Genomic DNA, 23,880 nt, shown 5'->3' with positions numbered 1-23,880 from the left:
CCGCACCAGAGGAGACCCCCGATGTCCGATGCCGCCAAGCGCACGGCCCGCACCGTCCTCCAGTCCGCCGTCGGCATCGCCGTCGTGCTCCCCGCGATCGTCGACGCCTCCGGTGTCCCCGCGACCCTCCCCTGGGTCGCCGGGGCGCTGGCCGTCGCCGGCGGTCTCGCCCGGGTGATGGCCCTGGATGTGGTGCAGACCCTGCTGCCCTCCTGGCTCCGCAGCGACGGCAGCGACGCCGGCGACAACAGCGCCCCGGCCGAGGGCGGTGCCGATGACCGAGTCTGATCCGAACGACCCCGTCGCCGTCGCCCTCGAACTGGAACGGCTCCGCGGCACCCTGGAGGCCGGCTTCGCCCGCGTCGACGGCTCACTCGCGCTGCTCGTACAGCGCAGCGACCAGACCGACCGACAGCTCGCCGACCACGAGGCCCGACTCGACGACCTGGAGCGCTCCCGCTGGCCGCTGACCAGCATCGCCGCGCTGGCCGCGAGCGCCGGCGTGCTCGTCGCCGTATGGGAACTCGCCGCCCGCTAGCCGGGCACGCCGAAGGGCGGCCACCCCATCGGGGTGACCGCCCTTCGGTCAAGCGACTCGCTTACTGGTTGTACGGACCGTAGTCGTAGTCCTCCAGCGGAACGGCCTGGCCGGAGCCCGAGCCGAACGGCGAGTAGTCGATGTCGTCGTAGCCGACGGCCGAGTACATCGCGGCCTTGGCCTCTTCGGTCGGCTCGACCCGGATGTTGCGGTAGCGGGACAGACCCGTACCGGCCGGGATGAGCTTACCGATGATGACGTTCTCCTTGAGGCCGATGAGGCTGTCGGACTTGGCGTTGATCGCCGCATCCGTCAGAACTCGGGTCGTCTCCTGGAAGGACGCCGCCGACAGCCACGACTCGGTGGCGAGCGAGGCCTTGGTGATACCCATCAGCTGCGGACGGCCGGAGGCGGGGTGACCGCCCTCGGTGACCACACGACGGTTCTCGGTCTCGAACTTCGAGCGCTCGACGAGCTCGCCCGGCAGCAGCTCCGCGTCGCCGGACTCGATGATCGTCACACGGCGCAGCATCTGCCGGATGATGATCTCGATGTGCTTGTCGTGGATCGACACGCCCTGCGAGTTGTAGACCTTCTGGACCTCGGCGACCAGGTGGATCTGGACCGCGCGCTGACCGAGGATGCGCAGCACGTCGTGCGGGTTGGTGGCACCCACGGTGAGCTTCTGGCCCACCTCGACGTGGTCGCCCTCGCCCACGAGCAGACGGGCACGCTTCGAGATCGGGAACGCCGTCTCGTCGCTGCCGTCGTCCGGGGTGACGACGAGCTTCTTGGTCTTCTCGGTCTCCTCGATACGGACGCGGCCGGCCGCCTCCGAGATCGGGGCGACACCCTTGGGCTGACGAGCCTCGAAGAGCTCGACGACACGGGGCAGACCCTGGGTGATGTCGTCACCGGCCACACCACCGGTGTGGAAGGTACGCATCGTCAGCTGGGTACCGGGCTCACCGATGGACTGGGCGGCGATGATGCCGACCGCCTCACCGATGTCGACCAGCTTGCCGGTGGCGAGCGAACGGCCGTAGCAGAACGCACAGGTACCGACGGCGGACTCACAGGTCAGGACCGAGCGGGTCTTGACCTCCTCGACACCGGCGCCCACGAGGGCGTCGATGAGCACGTCACCCAGGTCGACGTTGGCAGGCGCGATGACCTTGCCGTCGACGACGACGTCCTCGGCGAGCATCCGCGCGTACACGGAGGTCTCGACGTCGTCCGTCTTGCGCAGCACGTTGTCGGCGCCGCGCTCGGCGATCCGCAGCTTCAGACCGCGCTCGGTGCCACAGTCCTCCTCGCGGATGATCACGTCCTGCGAGACGTCCACCAGACGACGGGTCAGGTAACCCGAGTCGGCGGTACGCAGGGCGGTGTCCGCCAGACCCTTACGGGCACCGTGCGTGGAGATGAAGTACTCCAGAACGGTGAGGCCCTCACGGAAGGACGCCTTGATGGGACGCGGGATCGTCTCGTTCTTGGCGTTCGACACCAGACCACGCATACCGGCGATCTGACGCATCTGCATCATGTTTCCTCGGGCACCCGAGTCAACCATCATGAAGATGGGGTTCGTCTTCGGGAAGTTCGCGTTCATCGCCTCGGCAACCTCGTTGGTCGCCTTGGTCCAGATCGCGATGAGCTCCTGAGTGCGCTCTTCCTTCGTGATGAGACCGCGCTCGTACTGCTTCTGGACCTTCTCGTCCTGCTCCTCGTAGCCCTTGACGATGGCCTTCTTGGCCTCGGGCACGACGACGTCGGAGATGGCCACGGTGACACCGGAGCGGGTCGCCCAGTAGAAGCCGGCCGCCTTCAGGTTGTCGAGCGTCGCCGCCACGATGACCTTGGGGTAGCGCTCGGCGAGGTCGTTGACGATCTCGGAGAGCTGCTTCTTGCCGACGGAGTAGTCGACGAAGGGGTAGTCCTCGGGCAGCAGCTCGTTGAAGAGCGCGCGGCCCAGCGAGGTGCGCAGGCGGAACGAGTCACCCTGCTGCCACTCCGGCTCGCCCTCTTCGGTGACCGGGGGAACCCAGCCACGCGGAGCGACGGTGCCGACGGGGAAGCGGATGTCGATCTGCGACTGCAGCGCGAGCTCGCCGGCGTCGAACGCCATGACCGCCTCGGCCGTGGAGCCGAACGCGCGGCCCTCGCCCTTGGTGTCACGGAGCTCACCGTCGGTGGTCAGGAAGAACAGACCGAGGACCATGTCCTGGGTCGGCATCGTGACCGGACGGCCGTCGGCGGGCTTCAGGATGTTGTTCGAGGACAGCATCAGGATGCGGGCCTCGGCCTGCGCCTCCGCGGAGAGCGGCAGGTGCACGGCCATCTGGTCACCGTCGAAGTCCGCGTTGAACGCGGTGCAGACGAGCGGGTGGATCTGGATGGCCTTGCCCTCGACCAGCTGGGGCTCGAAGGCCTGGATGCCGAGGCGGTGCAGCGTGGGCGCACGGTTCAGCAGAACCGGGTGCTCGGCGATGACCTCTTCGAGGACGTCGTACACGACCGTGCGGCCGCGCTCGACCATCCGCTTGGCGCTCTTGATGTTCTGCGCGTGGTTCAGGTCGACCAGGCGCTTCATCACGAACGGCTTGAAGAGCTCCAGCGCCATGGCCTTCGGCAGACCACACTGGTGCAGCTTCAGCTGCGGACCCACGACGATGACGGAACGCGCGGAGTAGTCCACACGCTTGCCGAGCAGGTTCTGACGGAAACGACCCTGCTTACCCTTCAGCATGTCGCTGAGGGACTTCAGCGGACGGTTGCCGGGGCCCGTGACCGGGCGACCACGACGGCCGTTGTCGAAGAGGGCGTCGACCGCCTCCTGGAGCATCCGCTTCTCGTTGTTCACGATGATCTCGGGGGCACCGAGGTCGAGCAGACGCTTCAGACGGTTGTTGCGATTGATCACGCGGCGGTACAGGTCGTTCAGGTCGGAGGTCGCGAAGCGGCCACCGTCCAGCTGCACCATCGGACGCAGGTCCGGCGGGATGACCGGCACGCAGTCGAGAACCATGCCCTTGGGGCTGTTCGCGGTCTGCAGGAACGCGGAGACGACCTTGAGGCGCTTGAGCGCACGGGTCTTCTTCTGGCCCTTGCCGGTACGGATGATCTCGCGGAGGCGCTCGGCCTCCTCCTCCAGATCGAAGGACTCCAGGCGCTTCTGCAGCGCCGCGGCACCCATCGAACCGTCGAAGTACGTGCCGAAGCGGTCACGCAGCTCGCGGTAGAGGAGCTCGTCGCCCTCCAGGTCCTGGACCTTGAGGTTCTTGAAGCGCGACCAGACCTCGTCGAGACGGTCGATCTCGCGCTGCGCACGGTCGCGCAGCTGCTTCATCTCACGCTCGGCGCCCTCGCGCACCTTGCGGCGCACGTCGGCCTTCGCGCCCTCGGCCTCAAGCTCGGCCAGGTCGTTCTCGACCTTCTTGGCGCGGGCCTCCAGGTCGGAGTCACGACGGTTCTCGATCTGCTGACGCTCGACGGAGACGTGCGCCTCCAGCGAGGGCAGGTCCCGCGTACGACGCTCGTCGTCGACGAACGTGATCATGTACGCCGCGAAGTAGATGACCTTCTCAAGGTCCTTCGGGGCGAGGTCGAGCAGGTAGCCAAGGCGCGACGGGACGCCCTTGAAGTACCAGATGTGGGTGACGGGAGCGGCGAGCTCGATGTGGCCCATCCGCTCACGGCGCACCTTCGCGCGGGTGACCTCGACGCCACACCGCTCACAGATGATGCCCTTGAAGCGGACACGCTTGTACTTGCCGCAGTAGCACTCCCAGTCCCGGGTCGGACCGAAGATCTTCTCGCAGAAGAGTCCGTCCTTCTCGGGCTTGAGCGTGCGGTAGTTGATGGTCTCCGGCTTCTTGACCTCGCCGTGGCTCCACTGACGGATGTCGTCAGCGGTGGCCAGACCGATCCGGAGCTCGTCGAAGAAGTTGACGTCGAGCACTATGCGTCAATCCCTCTCAGGGTTGTAAGGCTTGGGGTCTGATACGGGGGTCTTGGGGCCGGCCGGGGACTCAGCGGTATTGCGCCGAGTCCCCGACCGAACTCCCGTCAGACCTCTTCGACGCTGCTCGGCTCACGCCGGGACAGGTCGATGCCGAGCTCCTCCGCTGCGCGGAAGACGTCCTCGTCGGTGTCGCGCATCTCGATGGACATGCCGTCCGAGGACAGCACCTCCACGTTGAGGCACAGGGACTGCATCTCCTTGATGAGCACCTTGAAGGACTCGGGGATGCCGGGCTCAGGGATGTTCTCGCCCTTGACGATGGCCTCGTAGACCTTCACGCGGCCGGTCACGTCGTCGGACTTGATCGTCAGCAGCTCCTGGAGGGCGTACGCGGCGCCGTATGCCTCCAGCGCCCACACCTCCATCTCACCGAAGCGCTGGCCACCGAACTGGGCCTTACCACCCAGCGGCTGCTGGGTGATCATCGAGTACGGGCCGGTCGAACGAGCGTGGAGCTTGTCGTCGACCAGGTGGTGGAGCTTGAGGATGTACATGTAGCCGACCGAGACCGGCTCCGGGAACGGCTCGCCGGAGCGGCCGTCGAACAGCCTCGCCTTACCGGTCGGGAGCACCATGCGCTCGCCGTCGCGGTTCGGGATGGTGTGGTTCAGCAGACCCGCGAGCTCGTCCTCACGCGCACCGTCGAAGACCGGGGTCGCGACGTTGGTGCCGGGGGCGACCTGGTCGGCGCCGATCGCCTGGAGGCGCTGCGCCCACTCCTCCCCGAGGCCGGAGACGTCCCAGCCGCGGCTGGCGAGCCAGCCGAGGTGGATCTCCAGGACCTGTCCCGGGTTCATTCGGGACGGGACACCCAGCGGGTTGAGGATGATGTCGACCGGGGTGCCGTCCTCAAGGAAGGGCATGTCCTCGATCGGAAGGATCTTGGAGATGACACCCTTGTTGCCGTGACGGCCGGCGAGCTTGTCACCATCGGTGATCTTGCGCTTCTGGGCGACGTAGACGCGGACCAGCTGGTTCACGCCCGGGGGAAGCTCGTCGCCCTCCTCGCGGTCGAAGACGCGGACGCCGATGATCTTGCCGATCTCGCCGTGCGGCACCTTCAGCGAGGTGTCACGGACCTCACGGGCCTTCTCACCGAAGATCGCGCGGAGCAGACGCTCCTCCGGGGTCAGCTCGGTCTCACCCTTGGGCGTGACCTTGCCGACGAGGATGTCGCCGGCGACGACCTCGGCACCGATACGGATGATGCCGCGCTCGTCGAGGTCGGCGAGGACCTCCTCGGAGACGTTCGGGATGTCCCGGGTGATCTCCTCCGGGCCGAGCTTGGTGTCACGGGCGTCGACCTCGTGCTCCTCGATGTGGATCGAGGAGAGGACGTCGTCCTGCACGAGGCGCTGCGACAGGATGATCGCGTCCTCGTAGTTGTGACCCTCCCACGGCATGAACGCCACGAGCAGGTTCTTGCCGAGCGCCATCTCGCCGTCTTCGGTGGCGGGACCGTCGGCGAGGACCTGGCCCTCGATCACACGGTCGCCCTCGTCGACGACGACCTTCTGGTTGACCGAGGTGCCCTGGTTCGAGCGCGAGAACTTGTGCAGGCGGTACGTGATGTACGTGCCGTCGTCGTTGGCGACCGTGACGTAGTCGGCCGACAGCTCCTGGACGACACCGTCCTTCTCGGCCTTGAGCACGTCGCCGGCGTCGGTGGCGCAGCGGTACTCCATGCCGGTGCCGACGAGCGGGGCCTCCGACTTAATCAGCGGCACCGCCTGACGCATCATGTTCGCGCCCATGAGGGCACGGTTGGCGTCGTCGTGCTCGAGGAACGGGATCATGGCGGTCGCGACCGACACCATCTGGCGCGGCGAGACGTCCATGTAGTCCACGTCCGACGGCTCGACGTAGTCGACCTCGCCGCCACGCTTACGCACCAGGACACGGTTCTCGGTGAGCCGCAGGTCGTCGTCGAGCGCGGCGTTGGCCTGCGCGATGACGAAGCGGTCCTCCTCGTCGGCGGTGACGTAGTCGACGTCGTCGGTGACCGTGCCGTCGATGACCTTGCGGTACGGCGTCTCGATGAAGCCGAACGCGTTGACGCGGCCGTACGAGGCGAGCGAACCGATCAGACCGATGTTCGGGCCTTCCGGGGTCTCGATCGGGCACATGCGTCCGTAGTGGGACGGGTGCACGTCTCGGACCTCGAAGCCGGCCCGCTCACGGGACAGACCACCAGGGCCCAGCGCCGAGAGACGACGCTTGTGCGTCAGACCCGACAGCGGGTTGTTCTGGTCCATGAACTGCGACAGCTGGCTGGTGCCGAAGAACTCCTTGATGGAGGCGACGACCGGCCGGATGTTGATCAGGGTCTGCGGCGTGATCGCCTCGACGTCCTGGGTGGTCATGCGCTCACGCACGACGCGCTCCATACGAGCCAGACCCGTGCGGACCTGGTTCTGGATGAGCTCGCCGACGTTGCGCAGACGACGGTTGCCGAAGTGGTCGATGTCGTCGGTCTCGACGACGATCTCGTTGCCGTTCTCGCCGATCGTCTCGGTCTCGCCCGCGTGGAGCTTGACCAGGTACTTGATCGTGGCGATGACGTCATCGGTGGTGAGCACGCCGGCGTCCAGCGGCTCGTCCGCGCCGAGCTTCTTGTTCACCTTGTAGCGGCCGACCTTGGCGAGGTCGTAGCGCTTCGGGTTGAAGTAGAGGTTCTCGAGCAGCGTCTGAGCGGCCTCACGGGTCGGCGGCTCGCCCGGACGCAGCTTGCGGTAGATGTCGAGCAGCGCGTCGTCCTGGCCCTGGGTGTGGTCCTTCTCCAGGGTGGCGCGCATGGACTCGTACTCGCCGAACTCCTGCAGGATCTGCTCGGTGGTCCAGCCGAGAGCCTTGAGGAGGACGGTGACGGACTGCTTGCGCTTGCGGTCGATGCGGACACCGACCAGGTCGCGCTTGTCGATCTCCATCTCCAGCCAGGCACCCCGGGACGGGATGATCTTGGCGGAGAAGATGTCCTTGTCGGACGTCTTGTCGATGGAGGAGTCGAAGTAGACACCGGGCGAACGGACCAGCTGCGACACCACGACACGCTCGGTGCCGTTGATGACGAAGGTGCCCTTGTTCGTCATGAGCGGGAAGTCGCCCATGAAGACCGTCTGGGACTTGATCTCGCCGGTCTCGTTGTTGGTGAACTCGGCGGTGACGAAGAGCGGGGCGCCGTACGTGAAGTCACGGTCCTTGCACTCGTCGATCGAGTTCTTCGGCGGCTCGAAGCGGTGGTCGCGGAAGGTCAGCGACATCGACCCGGAGAAGTCCTCGATCGGGGAGATCTCCTCGAAGATCTCCTCCAGGCCGGACTTCCTGGGGACGTCCTGTCCCGACTCAAGGGCAGCCTCGACGCGAGCCTTCCAGGCGGCGTTGCCGAGCAGCCAGTCAAAGCTCTCGGTCTGCAGCGCGAGGAGGTTCGGAACCTCGAGGGGCTCCCTGATCTTTGCAAAAGAGATGCGCAGCGGGGCGGTGCTTGCGCCGTTGTTCGTATTGGTCGAGGCGTTGCGCGAGGCGGCCAAGAGGGGGTCCTTCCGAGGGCTCGGACTCACTACGCGCGTACCGGTCCCCTGCATGCTTCATGGCAGACGTTTCCTGAAATGACCGAAAGGCCAGGTCAGACTGGGTCGGGCTATGAAGCGGATGCGAAGGTATGCCCCTGGTGACGGGCAGGGGGCAGCTAACAGGCAGCGCAAAGGGTCAGTGTAGCCACTTGGCTCACTGATGTCCAGGGCGAATAATTCGCGACCCTCGTTGCTCTCAACTCCGCGGTACCTCGCGCCGGGCGGCGCACCTCGATACTGCCCGTTCAGTCGTCGATCCATGCCTCGGAAACGGATCGTTGTGACGACGCGTCCTGAGAATTGCGCGCTGCGTGCGGTTCGTCAAGGCCCCCCGGTCTGCGGGGCGCACGGCGAAGATCACCATACTCCGCTTCCGGCGGCCCTCAGGTGCCCCGCCACGCCCTTCCCGGGGAACGCCGAAAGGCGACCACCCAGAAGGGTGATCGCCTTTCGGTGCCCTCGCGTTACACGGGGGCAGGAGTCAGCTTCAGCGACTCGAAACGGTCTTACTTGACCGTGACGGAGGCGCCGGCGGCCTTGAGGGACTCGGCAGCCTTCTCGGCGGCCTCCTTCGCGACCTTCTCGAGGACCGGCTTCGGGGTGCCGTCGACGAGGTCCTTGGCCTCCTTGAGGCCCAGGGAGGTGAGCTCGCGCACGACCTTGATGACCTGGATCTTCTTGTCGCCGGCACCCTCGAGGATGACGTCGAACTCGTCCTGCTCGGCCTCGGCCTCGGCGGCGACGGGGGCACCCGGGCCGGCAACGGCGACGGCCGCGGCGGCGGTGACGTCGAACTTGTCCTCGAACGCCTTCACGAACTCGGAGAGCTCGATGAGGGTCATCTCCTCGAACTGGGCGAGGAGGTCGTCCTGAGAGAGCTTCGCCATGATGGGCGATCCTTCCACTAATTCGGCAAGTGCCGGATGTATAGAGAGGCGGGCGTTACGGCCCGCTACGACCTGTGCCTAGGCGGCACAGATCATGACGCGAGCCGAGTTACTCGGCACCGCCCTCGGCGAGCTTGACGCGAAGCGCCTCCGCGGTGCGGACGAACTTCGACGGCAGCGCCTGGAAGAGCGAGGCAGCCTGAGACTGCTTGCCCTTGAACGCGCCGGCCAGCTTGCTGAGCAGAACCTCGCGGGACTCGAGGTCCGCGAGCTTCTTGATCTCATCGGCGGAGAGCGCCTTACCATCAAGGACACCGCCCTTGATGATGAGGTTCGGGTTGTCCTTGGCGAAGTCACGCAGGCTCTTCGCCGACTCCACCGGGTCACCGGTGATGAAGGCGACCGCGGTCGGACCAGCGAAGTGCTCGTCCAGCGCGGTGATCCCGGCCTGGTTGGCCGCAATCTTGGTCAGCGTGTTCTTCACCACGGCGTACTGGGCGTTCTCACCGAGCGAACGACGCAGCGTCTTGAGCTGCGCAACGGTGAGACCCCGGTACTCGGTCAGCACGGCGGCGTTCGAGCTGCGGAACTGGTCCTCAAGCTCGGCTACCGCGGCAGCCTTGTCGGGCCTTGCCATAGAGCGTCGGCCTCCTTCCGGGTGATGAGGACCGCTCAGAAGGGGCTGACAAAACAAAACGCCCCGGCGCAGGCGCTCGGGGCTCAGCTCAACCGCATCACGAGGATCCGGGAACTCATCCACAATCACCTGCGCGGGTCGTTCGCGTCTCAGCGAATCCTTCGGCCACCACACCTTGACGGCACAGTGACGACCAGCGGTCTTTGGCTTCCTCGGAAGAGTACGCGACCGGGTCGGCCCGGGGCAAATCAGCCCTGTCCGAGACCTTGACCGATCTTCTTCAGCAGTTCCATGAAGCCGAAGGTCTCGTCGGCGGGCGGGGCCTGCACGGCGGCCTTGGCGCCGTAGTCGCGGTAGTTCGTGGTGAGCTTCGTCGACGACCCGCCGGCCGTCGTCTCGACGATCATCCGCACCGGATAGCCGTCCGTGCCGATCCAGACCTCCACGTGCTTGCCCCCGGAGAGCGCGCCCTCGTACCTCTGTCCCGTGACGTCGCCGCCCTTCGCCGGGCCGAGGTGCTTCACCGTCGACGACCCGGCTAGGAGGCCGAGCTCCTGAGCCGGGTCCTGGTTCACGCTGCTCAGGCCCGCGGTCAGCTGCGTCAGCAGCTCGTCGCCACCGGCGGCGCCCTCGGCCTCGACCTTCATCCAGCGCTTGCCGCCCGTCTGAGCGGCCTGCTCGGCGCCCACGTCCATGTAGGTGGCGCCGCCGGCCGTGAGCATGCGCGTCTCCACGGGGGCGCCGGGAATGCCCTCCAGGTACGTCGAATCGGTGACCTTCAGGTCCGCGACCGAGGGGCTCCATCCCTGGACGCCGGTGAACGTGCTGCTACCGCCCTGGTCACCGCTGACGACGACGCGCATCTCGACCTTGGCGCTCTTGGCCTCCGCGGTCTTGGTGTACGCGGCCCGGACGGCCTTCACGGCCTCCTCCCGGCTCTGGGTCGCCGGCCCGGCGGACGCCCCCGCCGGCTTCGTACCGCCGTCGCCGTCCTCACACCCCGAGACGCCCGCCACGACGACCACGGCCGCCAGTGCGAAGGCCACGCGCTTCCCTGCGGAGCTGCCCATACGTGTTCCACTCCTTGATCAACGTCGTACGTCTCCCGGACCGTAACAAAAAGCCGGCCCCGCACCTCCGAAGAGGTGCGGGGCCGGCCGACCGCTCAGTGAGCCTGTGGGGCTCAGACCGTCTCGTCCTCGACGAGCAGGTTGCGGGTGCGGTTCGAGTCCAGCGGGATGCCGGGGCCCATCGTCGTCGTGATGGTCGCCTTCTTGATGTAGCGACCCTTCGCGGCGGACGGCTTCAGACGGAGGATCTCGTCCAGGGCCGCGGCGTAGTTCTCGACCAGCTTCGTCTCGTCGAAGGAGACCTTGCCGATGATGAAGTGCAGGTTCGAGTGCTTGTCGACGCGGAACTCGATCTTGCCGCCCTTGATCTCGTTGACAGCCTTGGCGACATCGGGGGTGACGGTGCCGACCTTGGGGTTCGGCATGAGACCACGCGGGCCGAGGACGCGGCCGAGGCGGCCGACCTTGCCCATGAGGTCCGGGGTGGCGACAACGGCGTCGAACTCGTTCAGGCGGTTGCCCTTGGAGATCTCGTCGATGAGCTCGTCGGAACCGACGATGTCGGCGCCAGCGGCGATCGCGGCCTCGGCACGGTCACCGGTCGCGAAGACCAGGACCCGGGCGGTCTTGCCGGTGCCGTGCGGGAGGTTCACGGTGCCGCGGACCATCTGGTCGGCCTTGCGCGGGTCGACGCCCAGGCGGAAGGCGACCTCGACGGTGCCGTCGAACTTCGTGCTGGAGGTGTCCTTGGCGAGACGGACGGCCTCGAGAGGAGCGTAGAGCTTCTCGCTGTCGATCTTGGCGTCCGCTGCGCGGAGGGTCTTGCTGCGCTTCACTGCTTCTCCTGTTGGTTCAGGTGTGGAGTCGTGGTGCGGGCCGGCGCTGGCCCTACCACTAGGTCACGAGGGGGCTGATCAGCCCTCGACCGTGATGCCCATGGAACGGGCGGTGCCAGCGATGATCTTGGACGCGGCGTCCAGGTCGTTGGCGTTCAGGTCGGGGAGCTTGACCGTGGCGATCTCGCGGACCTGGGCAGCCGTGAGCTTGGCGACCTTGGTCTTGTGCGGCTCGCCGGAGCCCTTGTCCACACCAGCGGCCTTGAGGATCAGCCTGGCGGCCGGCGGAGTCTTCGTGACGAAGGTGAAGGAGCGGTCGTCGTAGACCGTGATCTCCACCGGCACGACCATGCCACGCTGCGACTCGGTCGCGGCGTTGTAGGCCTTGCAGAACTCCATGATGTTGACGCCGTGCTGGCCCAGCGCGGGACCGACCGGCGGGGCCGGGTTGGCCGCACCAGCGTTGATCTGGAGCTTGATAAGCCCCGTGACCTTCTTCTTCTTGGGAGGCATTGCTCTCTCCGGGTCCTAGTGAGAGTGTTCAGCCCGCCATCCGGTCATCCGGATGCAGGCATACCGCACCACGATAACGGGTATAGCGCTGCGGCCAAAAACCGAGCAGGTCAGAGCAGCTGCGAGAGCCACTCTGACCTGGTCGGAAACTTATGAGATCAGTTCTTCTGAATCTGGTCGAAGCTGAGCTCGACCGGGGTCTCGCGACCGAAGATCTCGACGAGGCCCTTGACCTTCTTCGAGTCGGGGTTGATCTCGTTGATGGTCGCCTGGAGCGTGGCGAAGGGGCCGTCGGTGACGGTGACCGAGTCGCCGACCTCGAAGTCGAGGACCTGGACCTCCAGCTTGCGGGCCGGAGCCGGCTTGCCCTCGGCCTCGGCGGCCTCGCGGGCGGCCTTCTCCTCGGCCTCCGGGGCGAGCATCTTGACGATCTCGTCCAGGGTCAGCGGGTAGGGGTCGTAGGCGTTGCCCACGAAGCCGGTGACACCGGGGGTGTTGCGGACGACGCCCCAGGACTCGTTCGTCAGGTCCATGCGGACGAGAACGTAGCCGGGAAGCTTGTTCTGCTTGACGTTCTTCCGCTCGCCGCCCTTGATCTGGACGATCTCTTCCTCGGGGACCTCGGCCTGGTAGATGAAGTCCTCGACGTTGAGCGAGACGGCACGCTGTTCGAGGTTGGCCTTCACGCGCTTCTCGTAGCCCGCGTAGGTGTGGATGACGTACCACTCGCCGGGGAGGGTGCGCAGCTCCTCGCGGAGCGCGGCGACCGGGTCGACCGGGGCGGCCGGCTCGGCCTCCTCGTCGGTCTCTTCCTCGGTGTCCTCGTCGTCCTCGGCCTCGACGACGGTCTCGTCCTCGTCCTCCTCGGAGGCGTCCTCGTCGGAGGAGTCGTCGTCGTCCTCGGAGGCGTCCTCGTCGGAGGAGTCGTCGTCCTCGTCGGTCGCCGACTCGTCCTGGTCCTCGTCCTCGACCTGGAGAGCGGCTTCCTCGGCGGCCTCGCCGGCAACGTCGTCAGCAGCGTCTGCCTGGTCCTCGTCGGCGGCCTCGACGATGTCCAGCTCGTCCTCGACGGACTCGGACTCGAAGGCGTCGTTCAGGTTCGCGTCAGACACGGTGGCTGCTTCTTCCTGCGATACAGATGGGGTGGAACAAAAAGTCAGCCGAAGACGTACTTGACTGCTTCCTGGAAGCCATAGTCAATCACGGTGACAAGGCCGATCATGATGACGACGAAGACAATCACCACGGTGGTGTACGTCGAAAGCTGGCTGCGCGTGGGCCAGACGACCTTGCGGAGCTCTGCGACGATCTGTCGGTAGAAGAGCGCGAGACGGCCCAGGGGGCCCTTCTTGCCGCGCTTGCCGCCCTTGCGGGACTTCTTCTTCGACTCTGCGGCCTCGTCATCGGCATCAGGCATGTCGATGGAGCCTACGGCGTCCGTCACGATCTCTCACCTGATTCCGGGTCGGCCGTGCCGCGCCCGGGTGGAGCCGCACGGCGGTGCAATGAAGTACGTACATGCGCACAACACCTGGCGGTGTGTGTAGCAGGGCCGGAGGGACTTGAACCCCCAACCGCCGGTTTTGGAGACCGGTGCTCTACCAATTGAGCTACGACCCTTTGTTGGTGTCCCTCAACGTACCGCATCGTGAGATGTGGTCGGTGCGGGCCAACGAGGAGTGAGCATACGTGGTCAGGGGGCCCCGCGTCGAACAGAAACCACGACCGACCTGCCGTCGGACGCGCGTACGACCGGTAATGACCGTTCCTGTCCGGTCCGTGAAACCTGAGTGCCGGGCCTTGAAGCGGTCTGGGACGATGGGCCGCATGAGCGCTGCTACCCCTCCCACCGAGCGTCGGGTCTCCGCCCGGATCGGTGCGATCTCCGAGTCCGCCACCCTCGCCGTCGACGCCAAGGCCAAGGCTCTCAAGGCCGCCGGGCGCCCGGTGATCGGTTTCGGCGCGGGTGAGCCCGACTTCCCGACCCCGGACTACATCGTCGACGCGGCCGTCGAGGCCTGCAAGAACCCGAAGTACCACCGCTACACGCCGGCCGGGGGTCTGCCCGAGCTGAAGGCCGCCATCGCCGCCAAGACGCTGCGCGACTCCGGCTACGAGGTCGACGCCTCCCAGGTCCTGGTGACCAACGGCGGCAAGCAGGCGATCTACGAGGCGTTCGCCGCGATCCTCGACCCGGGCGACGAGGTCATCGTCCCGGCGCCGTACTGGACGACGTACCCCGAGTCGATCCGCCTCGCGGGCGGTGTCCCGGTGGAGGTCGTGGCCGACGAGACCACCGACTACCGGGTCTCGGTGGAGCAGCTGGAGGCTGCCCGCACGGAGAAGACCAAGGTCGTCCTCTTCGTCTCGCCGTCCAACCCGACCGGCGCCGTCTACAGCGAGGCCGAGACCGAGGCCATCGGCCGCTGGGCCGTCGAGCACGGTCTGTGGGTCCTGACGGACGAGATCTACGAGCACCTGGTCTACGGCGGCGCTTCCGCGGTCTCGCTCCCGGCGGTCATGCCGGAGCTGCGCGACAAGTGCATCGTGGTCAACGGTGTGGCCAAGACGTACGCGATGACCGGCTGGCGCGTGGGATGGATCATCGGCCCGAAGGACGTCGTGAAGGCCGCGACGAACCTGCAGTCGCACGCCACGTCCAACGTGAGCAACGTCGCGCAGATCGCCGCCCTCGCCGCCGTCTCGGGCAACCTGGACGCCGTCGCGGAGATGGGTCGCGCCTTCGACCGGCGCCGCCAGACGATCGTGCGGATGCTCAACGAGATCGAGGGCGTCCTCTGCCCGAACCCGGAGGGCGCGTTCTACGTGTACCCCTCGGTGAAGGAGCTGCTCGGCAAGGAGATCCGCGGCAAGCGCCCGCAGACCTCGGTCGAGCTGGCCGCCCTGATCCTGGACGAGGCCGAGGTCGCGGTCGTCCCGGGCGAGGCCTTCGGCACGCCGGGCTACCTGCGTCTGTCGTACGCGCTGGGTGACGAGGATCTGGTGGAGGGCGTGTCCCGCCTCCAGAAGCTTCTCGCCGAGGCGACCGACTGATCAGTGATCGAACCACCTGGTGACGTTCCCAGGTGGGTGACGGGTCCCTGGCTCTTCGGAGCCGGGGGCCCGTTTTTGCGTTCTAGCAAGGTCCCGATCGGGGAAACGGGGTGTGTTCGTCCATTCGGGTGCGGCAGGATCAGCCAATGGAGCACCTTTACCGCGACCTCACCACACTGCCCAAGGCCCATCTGCACCTGCACTTCACCGGTTCGATGCGGCCCACCACCCTCATCGAGCTGGCCGACAAGTACGGCGTGCACCTTCCCGAGGCGCTGAGCAGCGGTACGCCTCCGAAGCTGCGGGCCACCGACGAGCGCGGCTGGTTCCGCTTCCAGCGGCTGTACGACATCGCCCGCTCCTGCCTGCGCTCCCCCGAGGACATCCAGCGGCTCGTCCGCGAGGCCGCCCAGGAGGATGTGAAGGACGGCTCGGGGTGGCTGGAGATCCAGGTCGACCCCACCTCGTACGCCCCGCACCTCGGCGGGCTCATCCCGGCCCTGGAGATCATCCTGGACGCGGTCGACGCGGCCTCGCGGGAGACCGGGCTCGGGATGCGGGTGCTCGTCGCGGCGAACCGGATGAAGCACCCCCTGGAGGCGCGGACGCTCGCCCGGCTCGCGGTGCGGTTCGCGGACCGGGGCGTGGTCGGCTTCGGGCTCTCGAACGACGAGCGGCGGGGCCTGGCCCGGGACTTCGACCGCGCTTTCGCCATCGCGCGCGAGGGCGGTCTGCTCGCGGCCCCGCACGGGGGCGAGCTGACGGGGCCGGCGTCCGTACGGGACTGCCTGGACGATCTGCGGGCGGCGCGGGTCGGCCACGGGGTGCGGTCGGCGGAGGATCCGCGACTGCTGCGGAAGCTCGCGGAGCGCGGGGTGACCTGCGAGGTCTGCCCGGCGTCCAACGTGGCCCTCGGGGTGTACGAGAAGCACGAGGACGTGCCGCTGCGGACGCTCTTCGAGGCGGGGGTGCCGATGGCACTCGGCGCGGACGACCCGCTGCTCTTCGGCTCCCGGCTCGCGGCGCAGTACGAGATCGCCCGCAAGCACCACGGCTTCACGGACGCGGAACTGGCGGAGCTGGCCCGGCAGTCGGTGCGGGGCTCGGCGGCCCCGGAGGACGTCCGGGCGAAGCTGCTCGCGGGGATCGACGACTGGATCGCCGTCTGATCCCAGGGGCTAGCCGATCCCTGCCATCAGGGTGCGCGCGATGCTCCGCGCGAAGTCGTCGACGGAGTCAGGCGGCCGGCGGTCGGGGGTCATCTCCCAGGCGAAGGCGCGCTGGGCGCAGGCCCCGAGGAGCAGCGAGGCGGCGGCCACCGGATCGGCGTCGGCGGCGATGCGGCCGTGCCGCTGCTCGGCGCGCAGATAGGCGGCGAGGCCTTCGATGGGCTTGTGGGGCCCCATGCCGTACGTGCGCATGGCCTCCTCGTGGCGCTGCTTGAGCTGGGGTTCCGCGTAGAGGGAGGCGACGACCGGGAAGGTCTGCTCGTAGAAGAGGGCGGCCTGCCGGGCGACCTCGGTGAGGTTCGCCTCGACGGTACGGCCGCCGGGGTCGGCGACGAGTGTGCCGAGGAGCCCGCCGAGCTGGGGAAGCCGCTCGTTGAGTACGGCGAGGAAGAGCTCTTCCTTGCTGGTGAAGTACTTGTAGAGCGCGGCTTCCGAGCAGCCCGCTGCCTTGGCGATCTCCTTGGTCGTGGTGCGCGCGAGCCCCACGGTCCGCATCAGGTCGCGGGCCGCGTCCACGATCCGAACCCGGGTCGGCTTCTGTTCCATGCATCCTCCAGCCACGCTTGACGGGTGGGTAAGTGTTCACCCACCCTAGAGGTGAGTGAACACTTACCCACCCCTGGAGGGTGCGACATGAAGCTCACAGTCTTCGGTGCGACCGGCGGCATCGGCCGGGAGATCGTCGGCCAGGCCCTGGCCTCGGGCCACGAGGTGACGGCGGTCGTACGGGACCCGGCGCGGCTCACGGCCACCGGCGGACGGCTGACGGTCCTCCGCGCCGACCTCTCCGACCCGCAGAGCCTGCGCGGAGCACTCACCGGCCGGGACGCGGTGCTCTCGGGCCTCGGCGCCCGGAGCCGCGCGGACGCGGGCGTGGCCGCCCGGCTGACCCGCTCGGTACTCACGGCCATGGAGGCGGAGAAGGTACGCCGGCTCCTGGTGGTGAGCGCGGCCCCGCTCGGCCCGGTCCCGGACGGTCAGGGCCTCGCGGACAAGGCCGTCCTCGCGATCATCAACGCCGTTCTGAAGGACGTCTACGCCGATCTGCGGGTCATGGAGTCGGAGCTCGCGGCGAGCAGCACGGACTGGACCTCCGTACGCCCGCCCAAGCTGACGGACAAGCAGGTCACCGGCCGCTACCGCACGGTCGTCGGCGGCACTCCGCCCCGGGGCCGCTCACTGGCCCGCGCGGACGTGGCCCACGCGATGCTGGCGATGATCGACGACCCGACGACGGTCAAGCAGGGCGTGGGCGTCGCGTACTAGAGGGCGTCCGCCGGACCGGGGCGGACCGGCCTCAGAGCTCGACGCCGACGGTGACGGGCTCGTTGACCAGGGTGATCCCGAAAGCCTCGTGGACCCCGGCGACGACCTCGCGGGCCAGCGCCAGCAGGTCCTCGGTGGTCGCCTCGCCCCGGTTGGTCAGCGCCAGCGTGTGCTTGGTGGAGATCCGCGCGGGCCCGGAGCCGTATCCCTTGGTGAACCCGGCCTTGTCGATCAGCCAGGCGGCGGAGGTCTTCACCGCGCCGTCCTCGCCCGTGGGGAAGGCCGGCGGGGTGACGTCGGCGCCGAGCCGCCCGGCCACGCGCGCGAGGAAGGTCTCGTGCTCCCCCGCCGTGAGGATCGGGTTGGTGAAGAAGGAGCCCGCGGACCAGGTGTCGTGGTCCTCCGGGTCCAGGACCATGCCCTTGCCCGCGCGCAGCCGCAGGACGGTGTCGCGGGCGTGGGCGAGCGGCACCCGGTCCCCTGCCCCGACGCCGAGGACGCGGGCGGTCTCCGGGTAGTTGATCGGCGCGGACAGCCCGTCCGCGTCCTCCAGCTCGAAGCGGACCCGCAGCACCACGTATCGCTCGGGGTGGTCCTTGAAGAGGCTGTGCCGGTACGAGAAGACGCACTCGGCGTTGGTGAGGGTGACGGTCTCCTCGTCGCGCCGGTCGTAGGCGACGACCTCGGTCACGGTGGCGGAGACGTCCTGGCCGTACGCGCCGACGTTCTGGATCGGGGTCGCGCCGGCCGAGCCGGGGATGCCGGCCAGGCACTCGATCCCGGCGAGCCCGGCCTCGACGGTCCGGGCGACGGCGTCGGTCCAGACCTCGCCCGCGGCGAGCTCCAGCTTCGTCCCGTCGAGGGCGAAGCCCTTGGTCGCGATCCGCAGTGCGGTGCCGTCGAAGCCCTTGTCGCCGATGACCAGGTTGGATCCGCCGCCGATGACCAGCAGCGGCGTCCCCGTGGCGTCGGCCTCGCGCACGGCCGCGATCACCTCGTCGTCGGTGGTGGCCGTGACGAGCCGGGTGGCGGGACCGCCGAGCCGGAAGGTGGTCAGGGGCGCGAGGGGGGCGTCGTGGAGAGGCTGCACGGGCTCAAGGGTACGGGGAAGGGCCCGCCACCCCTGGCGGGCCCTTCCCCGGCGCGGTGCCGCACACGGCGTCACGCGGCGACGAGGTCCTTCTCCCCCGCCTCGGCTCCGGCCGCCGCCTCGCCCTCCGCCTTCCGCCGGGCCTCCTGGCGCCGCGACGGCGCGAACAGCACCGCGACCGCGCCGAGGGCCACCGCCCCCGCGCCGACCCACAGTGCGGGCACCAGGCCGTCGACGAAGCTCTGGCCGGACCCGTACCCGCCCTGGGCGGCGAAGATCGAGGCCATCACGGCGACGCCGAGCGCACCGCCGACCTCGCGGAGCGCGTTGTTGGCGCCGGACGCGATGCCCTGCTCGGAGGGGCGGACGCTGGACATCACGAGGTTGGCCGCCGGTGCGAAGTACAGCGCCATGCCGATGCCGCTGACGACGAGGGCGGGGAGCTGGACGGCGTACGAGGCGTCGGGGGTCAGGACGAACGCGAACCAGGCGAGGCCGAGCGCCTGGAGGGCGAGCCCGACGGCGACGACCGGGCGGCCGCCGATCCGGTCGGAGAGGGCGCCCGCGAGCGGCGCGACGATCATCGGCATGCCGGTCCAGGGCAGCATCCGCAGTCCCGCCTCGGTGGGCGAGTAGCCGAGTACGCCCTGCATGTACTGGCTGAGCAGGAAGATCGAGCCGAACATGCCGAGGAACATCAGCAGGCTGGCCGCGTTGATCCCGGAGAAGGCGCGGTTGCGGAAGAGCCGCATGGGCAGCATCGGCGCCTTGCCGTGGATGCCGTGGTGGATGAACCCGCCGATGAGCGCGGAGCCGGCGATCAGTCCGGTGAGGACGGTCAGGGAGGTCCAGCCGTCGATCGGGCCGCGGATCAGCGCGTAGACGATGCCGAACAGGCCGCCGCTGGCGAGGAGCGTGCCGGCGATGTCGAGGCGGGCCCCGGTGCCGTGCGACTCGGCCAGGCGCAGCCGGGCGAGCGGGAGCAGGGCGAGGCCGAGCGGAACGTTCAGCCAGAAGATCCACTGCCAGGACATGTGTTCGGTGAGGGTGCCGCCGATGAGTGGACCGGAGGCGACGGCGAGACCGTTGACGGCGCCCCAGATGCCGAAGGCCATCCCGCGCTTGGCGGCCGGGACGGCCGCGGTGAGCAGGGTGAGGGTGAGCGGCATCATGATCGCGGCGCCGACGCCCTGGACGGCGCGGGCGGCGATCAGCGCGTCGATGCCGGGGGCGAGCGCGGCGGCGGCGGAGGCGACGGTGAAGACGGCGAGTCCGACGACGAAGAGCCGGCGGCGGCCGAAGCGGTCACCGAGGGCCGCTCCGAACATGAGCAGGACGGCGAAGGTGAGGGTGTAGGCGCTCACCGTCCATTCGAGGTCGTGCAGGGCTCCACCGAGGTCCTCGCGGATCGAGGGGAGGGCGGTGGTGACGACGAGGTTGTCGAGGGCCGCCATGAAGCCGGCGACGCTGGTGATGACGAGCGCCCAGGCGGCGGAGCCGCGGCGGGCTGCTGGCTGGTTCATTACTGCCCCTCAGATCTCAGGTTAGTTATTGCTGACTAACTTTCATGCTCATGAAAGAGCGGCACGAATGAAGGCGGGTGGCGGCGCTACTTCTCCAGGCGGCCGAGGACGCGGGCGGAGGGGTAGAACCCCTCCCAGACCCGGTGCTCGGGCGGAAAGCCCATGGCGACGAGGGCGTTGATGAGCATCCCGTACGCCAGGAAGGTCGTGGTCTCGTCGGTGTCCGCACCGAGCGCGAGGTGGACGGTCTCCCAGAGCCCCATCCAGCCGGCCCGCACGGCCTCGCCGAACTCGTGCTCGCCGGCCGCCTCGGCGGCGGCGACGGTCACGTACACCTGCATCTGCATCAGGAGCCGCTCGGGCTCCTCGGTGATGATCCGGGTGTACGCGTTGGCCATGGCATGCAGGGCCTCCTCGCCGGACAGCCCTTCCGCGGCCTCCTCGAAGACGCGGACGGTGTCACTGATGCAGCGCTCGGAGGCGGCCAGGAAGATGGCCTTCTTGCCCGGGAAGAGCCGGAAGAGGTACGGCTGCGAGACACCGACGCGCTTGGCGATCGCCTCGGTGGAGGTGCCGTAGTACCCGCCGCGACTGAACTCGCTCATCGCCGCACGGATGACGCTCTCGCGCCGTTCCTCTGCACTCATCCTGACCATGCGACTAAGTTAGTACTCAATCACTAACTTAGTCAAGGGGGGATCGGGGCGACCGCTTTCCGCGGCCACCCCTCCCGTACCCTCCGGCCGCGCTACGCGAGCCTGACCACGGCCCGGGACATGCCCAGGACCTTCTGGCCGGCGCACATCGCGACGAGGTCGACCCGCACCCGCTGGTCGTCCAGCTTCGCGGCGACCTTGGCGCTGACCTCGACGGTGGTGCCCTTGTCGTCGTTGGGGACCACGACGGGCTTGGTGAAGCGGACGCCGTACTCGACGACGGCGGCGGGGTCGCCGGCCCAGTCGGTGACGACGCGGATCGCCTCGGCCATGGTGAACATGCCGTGGGCGATGACGTCGGGGAGGCCGACCTCCACCGCGAACTTCTCGTTCCAGTGGATCGGGTTGAAGTCCCCGGAGGCGCCCGCGTACCGGACGAGTGTGTCGCGGGTCACGGGGAAGGTCTGCGCGGGCAGCTCGGTGCCGACCTCGACCTCGTCGTAGGCGATCTTGGCGGTCATGGTCAGGCCCCCTCGGGTGCGCGGGAGACGAGCTTGGTCCAGGCGGTCACGACGTGCTCGCCGGAGGCGTCGTGGACCTCTCCGCGGATGTCCAGGACGTCGTTGCCGGCGAGGGACTTGATCCCCTCGATGGTGGAGGTGACCGAGAGTCGGTCCCCGGCGCGTACGGGCCGGGTGTAGACGAACTTCTGGTCGCCGTGGACGACGCGGCTGTAGTCGAGACCCAGCTGGGGGTCCTCGACGACGGCACCGGCCGCCTTGAACGTGATGGCGAACACAAAAGTCGGCGGGGCGATCACATCGGAATGCCCGAGCCCCTTGGCCGCTTCCTGGTCGACGTAGGCGGGATTCGCATCCCCGATCGCCTCGGCGAACTCGCGGATCTTCTCGCGGCCGACCTCGTAGGGCGGGGTGGGCGGATAGGTCCGGCCCACGAAGGACTGGTCGAGCGCCATGGACTCGATACCTCCTGGATTTGTTGCCGACAAACGACACGAGGCCGCCCCCGAGTGGGGACGGCCTCGTGTACGAGCCTGATTAGCGCGTCTCGCGGTGCGCAGTGTGCGAGTTGCAGCGGGGGCAGTGCTTCTTCATCTCAAGACGGTCCGGGTTGTTACGCCGGTTCTTCTTGGTGATGTAGTTCCGCTCCTTGCACTCCACGCAGGCCAGCGTGATCTTCGGGCGGACGTCGGTGGCAGCCACGTGAGTGCTCCTTGGACGGATGGGACGGATGAACGCATGAAAGAGTAGCCGATCGAAGGACCGACCCCACAATCGGCTACTGTGTGTAGCGGTGACCGGACTTGAACCGGTGACACAGCGATTATGAGCCGCTTGCTCTACCGACTGAGCTACACCGCTTTGATGATCTGGATCCCGCCCGAAGGCGGGGTCCTTCTCACCAGAGCCCCAATACGGAATCGAACCGTAGACCTTCTCCTTACCATGGAGACGCTCTACCGACTGAGCTATTGGGGCGAGCGAGGAAGACATTACACGGTCTCCCGCCCATCACCCAAATCCGTTTCGCGGCGCCCGCCCGACGGTCCTCACCAGGCGTCACGTACGCCACTCGTGGCCTCATCGGTACGACTATTGCGCTCCTCCTCGAAGGTCGGTCCGGGCACCCCTAGGCTCGGCCCCACGCTTCGTGATCTTGATCTTGAGGAGCCTTGAGGAGCCCCCATGTCAGCCGAAAGCAAGCAGCCCCAGCCGCCCGAGGACGGGGCCGCCACCACGGCCGACTCGACCTCGCTCCTGCTCTCCCACGCACGGCTCACCGACGGGCGGACCGTGGACGTACGGCTCGTCGGCGGCCGGATCGAGGCGGTCGGCACGGCCGGCAGCCTCACCGCCGTGGGCGCGCGCGTGGACCTCGCCGGCTACCTGCTGCTGCCCGCCGCCGCCGAACCCCACGCCCACTCCGACACCGCGCTCTCCGCCGACTCCCCCGGGCCCGTCTCGTACGCCCCCGAGGACGTGCAGCGCCGGGCCACCGAGGCGGCACTGCTCCAACTCGGCCACGGCGCGACCGCGCAACGCGCGCACGTGCGGATCGGCGACGTGCAGGGGCTCGGCCCGCTGGAAGCCGTCCTCCAGGCCCGGCGCTCGCTGCGCGGCCTGGTGGACCTGACCACGGTCGCGGTGCCCCGGCTGCTGACCGGGGTGGCGGGCGCCGACGGCCTGGCGATGCTGCGGGACGCGGTGAAGATGGGCGCCGGAGTGGTCGGCGGCTGCCCTGACCTCGACCCCGACCCGGCGGGATACGTGGAGGCGGTCCTGGAGGTCGCGGCCGAGCACGGCGTGCCGGTCGATCTGCACACCGACGGTGACGACCCGGCCCGGCTCGCCCGGCTCGCGGCGATGGCCGGCGGACTGCGGCCCGGCGTGATGATCGGCCCGTGCACGGGCCTCGGCAGGCTTCCCTCCGACGTGGCACGGCGGGCCGCGGACGGGCTCGCGGCGGCCGGGGTGACGGTGGTGTGCCTGCCGCAGGGCGGCTGCGGGGGCATCGAGCGGCGCGGGGCGGCGCCGGTACGGCTGCTGCGGGCGGCCGGGGTACGGGTCGCGGCGGGCAGCGGGTCGATGCGGGACGTGGCCAACCCGGTGGGGCGCGGGGATCCGCTGGAGGCGGCGTACCTGCTCGCCTCGCTGGGCGGGCTGCCCGCGGAGGAGGCGTACGCGGCGGTGAGCGCGGAGGCGCGGGCGGCGATGGGGCTGCCGGAGGTGCGGGTGGAGGCCGGGTTCCCGGCGGAGCTGCTCGCGGTGCGCGGCGAGCGCCTGTCAGGCGTGCTGTCCCTCGCGTACAGCCGGATCGTGGTGCACCGGGGGCGGGTGGTGGCCCGGACCAGCGCGGTGCGGGAGTACTGCGACTCGGCGGCGGCGCTCGATCTGCCGCGCCAGGCACGCCCTGAACGGCCGCCCGAGCCGGGAAGCCCTCCGGCCGGTCCCGTCGTACGGTCGTGAG

The 23,880-nt window shown here is 68.5% G+C and carries 22 protein-coding genes and 3 tRNA genes; 6 read left to right on the top strand and 19 right to left on the bottom strand.

Annotated elements, in window-relative coordinates; translation table 11 throughout:
• Window positions 1–21: 21 nt before the first annotated feature.
• Window positions 22–288: a hypothetical protein gene (locus OG514_RS16690; protein ID WP_266895370.1), complete on the top strand. Its 267-nt coding sequence runs from the start codon at window positions 22–24 to the stop codon at window positions 286–288.
• On the top strand, window positions 275–538 hold the full coding sequence (locus OG514_RS16685) for a hypothetical protein (RefSeq protein ID WP_266895368.1): 264 nt from the start codon (window positions 275–277) through the stop codon (window positions 536–538). Before OG514_RS16690 ends, OG514_RS16685 begins: the two co-directional genes overlap by 14 nt.
• A gap of 61 nt (window positions 539–599) precedes the next feature.
• Here OG514_RS16685 and OG514_RS16680 read toward each other — a convergent pair whose 3' ends face one another.
• From OG514_RS16680 to OG514_RS16635, 10 genes are all read right to left on the bottom strand, one after another.
• Window positions 600–4,499 carry a DNA-directed RNA polymerase subunit beta' gene (locus OG514_RS16680; RefSeq protein WP_266895366.1) on the bottom strand — a complete coding sequence of 1,300 codons (3,900 nt, stop codon included), beginning with the start codon at window positions 4,497–4,499 and terminating at the stop codon, window positions 600–602.
• 107 nt (window positions 4,500–4,606) lie between these two features.
• Entirely contained in the window at window positions 4,607–8,089 is a 3,483-nt protein-coding gene (gene rpoB, locus OG514_RS16675) for a DNA-directed RNA polymerase subunit beta (RefSeq protein ID WP_266895364.1), read from the bottom strand.
• Window positions 8,090–8,637: 548 nt separating this feature from the next.
• Window positions 8,638–9,018 (bottom strand): 50S ribosomal protein L7/L12, encoded by a 381-nt coding sequence (rplL, locus tag OG514_RS16670; RefSeq protein WP_266895362.1) that lies wholly within the window; start codon window positions 9,016–9,018, stop codon window positions 8,638–8,640.
• 109 nt (window positions 9,019–9,127) lie between these two features.
• Window positions 9,128–9,655: a 50S ribosomal protein L10 gene (rplJ, locus tag OG514_RS16665; protein ID WP_189831652.1), complete on the bottom strand. Its 528-nt coding sequence runs from the start codon at window positions 9,653–9,655 to the stop codon at window positions 9,128–9,130.
• 248 nt (window positions 9,656–9,903) lie between these two features.
• Window positions 9,904–10,725, bottom strand: a complete 822-nt coding sequence (locus OG514_RS16660) for a hypothetical protein (RefSeq protein WP_266895358.1) — start codon at window positions 10,723–10,725, stop codon at window positions 9,904–9,906.
• A gap of 113 nt (window positions 10,726–10,838) precedes the next feature.
• The gene (gene rplA, locus OG514_RS16655; protein WP_266895356.1) at window positions 10,839–11,561 is read right to left on the bottom strand and encodes a 50S ribosomal protein L1; all 723 of its coding nucleotides are present in this window, start codon (window positions 11,559–11,561) and stop codon (window positions 10,839–10,841) included.
• 78 nt (window positions 11,562–11,639) lie between these two features.
• Window positions 11,640–12,074 (bottom strand): 50S ribosomal protein L11, encoded by a 435-nt coding sequence (gene rplK, locus OG514_RS16650; protein WP_266895354.1) that lies wholly within the window; start codon window positions 12,072–12,074, stop codon window positions 11,640–11,642.
• Window positions 12,075–12,232: 158 nt separating this feature from the next.
• Window positions 12,233–13,186 carry a transcription termination/antitermination protein NusG gene (nusG, locus tag OG514_RS16645; protein ID WP_266895352.1) on the bottom strand — a complete coding sequence of 318 codons (954 nt, stop codon included), beginning with the start codon at window positions 13,184–13,186 and terminating at the stop codon, window positions 12,233–12,235.
• Window positions 13,187–13,230: 44 nt separating this feature from the next.
• Window positions 13,231–13,518, bottom strand: a complete 288-nt coding sequence (gene secE / locus OG514_RS16640) for a preprotein translocase subunit SecE (RefSeq protein ID WP_015035534.1) — start codon at window positions 13,516–13,518, stop codon at window positions 13,231–13,233.
• Between the two features lie 103 nt (window positions 13,519–13,621).
• A tRNA-Trp gene (locus OG514_RS16635) sits at window positions 13,622–13,694 on the bottom strand.
• A gap of 207 nt (window positions 13,695–13,901) precedes the next feature.
• Here OG514_RS16635 and OG514_RS16630 point away from each other — a divergent pair.
• Window positions 13,902–15,128 (top strand): pyridoxal phosphate-dependent aminotransferase, encoded by a 1,227-nt coding sequence (locus OG514_RS16630; RefSeq protein ID WP_266895349.1) that lies wholly within the window; start codon window positions 13,902–13,904, stop codon window positions 15,126–15,128.
• A 146-nt stretch (window positions 15,129–15,274) separates the two neighbouring features.
• Entirely contained in the window at window positions 15,275–16,297 is a 1,023-nt protein-coding gene (locus tag OG514_RS16625; RefSeq protein WP_266895347.1) for an adenosine deaminase, read from the top strand.
• 9 nt (window positions 16,298–16,306) lie between these two features.
• On the opposite strand, the gene OG514_RS16620 is transcribed toward OG514_RS16625, so the two are convergent.
• Window positions 16,307–16,903, bottom strand: a complete 597-nt coding sequence (locus OG514_RS16620; RefSeq protein WP_266895345.1) for a TetR/AcrR family transcriptional regulator — start codon at window positions 16,901–16,903, stop codon at window positions 16,307–16,309.
• Between the two features lie 87 nt (window positions 16,904–16,990).
• Between OG514_RS16620 and OG514_RS16615 the strand changes: the two genes are divergently transcribed.
• Window positions 16,991–17,623 (top strand): NAD(P)-dependent oxidoreductase, encoded by a 633-nt coding sequence (locus tag OG514_RS16615; RefSeq protein ID WP_266895343.1) that lies wholly within the window; start codon window positions 16,991–16,993, stop codon window positions 17,621–17,623.
• Window positions 17,624–17,654: 31 nt separating this feature from the next.
• Here OG514_RS16615 and OG514_RS16610 read toward each other — a convergent pair whose 3' ends face one another.
• The 8 genes from OG514_RS16610 to OG514_RS16575 form a co-directional block, all read right to left on the bottom strand.
• Window positions 17,655–18,713: a UDP-N-acetylmuramate dehydrogenase gene (locus OG514_RS16610; protein WP_266895341.1), complete on the bottom strand. Its 1,059-nt coding sequence runs from the start codon at window positions 18,711–18,713 to the stop codon at window positions 17,655–17,657.
• Window positions 18,714–18,784: 71 nt separating this feature from the next.
• Window positions 18,785–20,236, bottom strand: coding sequence for an MFS transporter (locus OG514_RS16605; RefSeq protein WP_266895339.1), 1,452 nt, complete (start codon window positions 20,234–20,236; stop codon window positions 18,785–18,787).
• Between the two features lie 86 nt (window positions 20,237–20,322).
• On the bottom strand, window positions 20,323–20,892 hold the full coding sequence (locus OG514_RS16600) for a TetR/AcrR family transcriptional regulator (protein ID WP_266895337.1): 570 nt from the start codon (window positions 20,890–20,892) through the stop codon (window positions 20,323–20,325).
• 92 nt (window positions 20,893–20,984) lie between these two features.
• Window positions 20,985–21,413: a MaoC family dehydratase gene (locus OG514_RS16595; RefSeq protein WP_266895335.1), complete on the bottom strand. Its 429-nt coding sequence runs from the start codon at window positions 21,411–21,413 to the stop codon at window positions 20,985–20,987.
• A 2-nt stretch (window positions 21,414–21,415) separates the two neighbouring features.
• Window positions 21,416–21,868: a MaoC family dehydratase N-terminal domain-containing protein gene (locus OG514_RS16590; RefSeq protein WP_266895333.1), complete on the bottom strand. Its 453-nt coding sequence runs from the start codon at window positions 21,866–21,868 to the stop codon at window positions 21,416–21,418.
• A gap of 82 nt (window positions 21,869–21,950) precedes the next feature.
• Window positions 21,951–22,115 (bottom strand): 50S ribosomal protein L33, encoded by a 165-nt coding sequence (gene rpmG / locus OG514_RS16585; RefSeq protein WP_003956487.1) that lies wholly within the window; start codon window positions 22,113–22,115, stop codon window positions 21,951–21,953.
• Window positions 22,116–22,201: 86 nt separating this feature from the next.
• Window positions 22,202–22,274: transfer RNA gene (locus tag OG514_RS16580), tRNA-Met, on the bottom strand.
• A 44-nt stretch (window positions 22,275–22,318) separates the two neighbouring features.
• Window positions 22,319–22,391, bottom strand: a tRNA-Thr gene (locus OG514_RS16575).
• A 207-nt stretch (window positions 22,392–22,598) separates the two neighbouring features.
• Between OG514_RS16575 and OG514_RS16570 the strand changes: the two genes are divergently transcribed.
• The gene (locus OG514_RS16570; protein WP_266895331.1) at window positions 22,599–23,879 is read left to right on the top strand and encodes an amidohydrolase family protein; all 1,281 of its coding nucleotides are present in this window, start codon (window positions 22,599–22,601) and stop codon (window positions 23,877–23,879) included.
• The last annotated feature ends 1 nt before the right edge of the window (window position 23,880 follow it).

This window comes from Streptomyces sp. NBC_00572, assembly GCF_026341815.1.
Lineage (GTDB): Bacteria > Actinomycetota > Actinomycetes > Streptomycetales > Streptomycetaceae > Streptomyces.
Note: the sequence above shows the minus strand (reverse complement) of the source record. Positions and strands in the feature narration are given on the sequence as shown.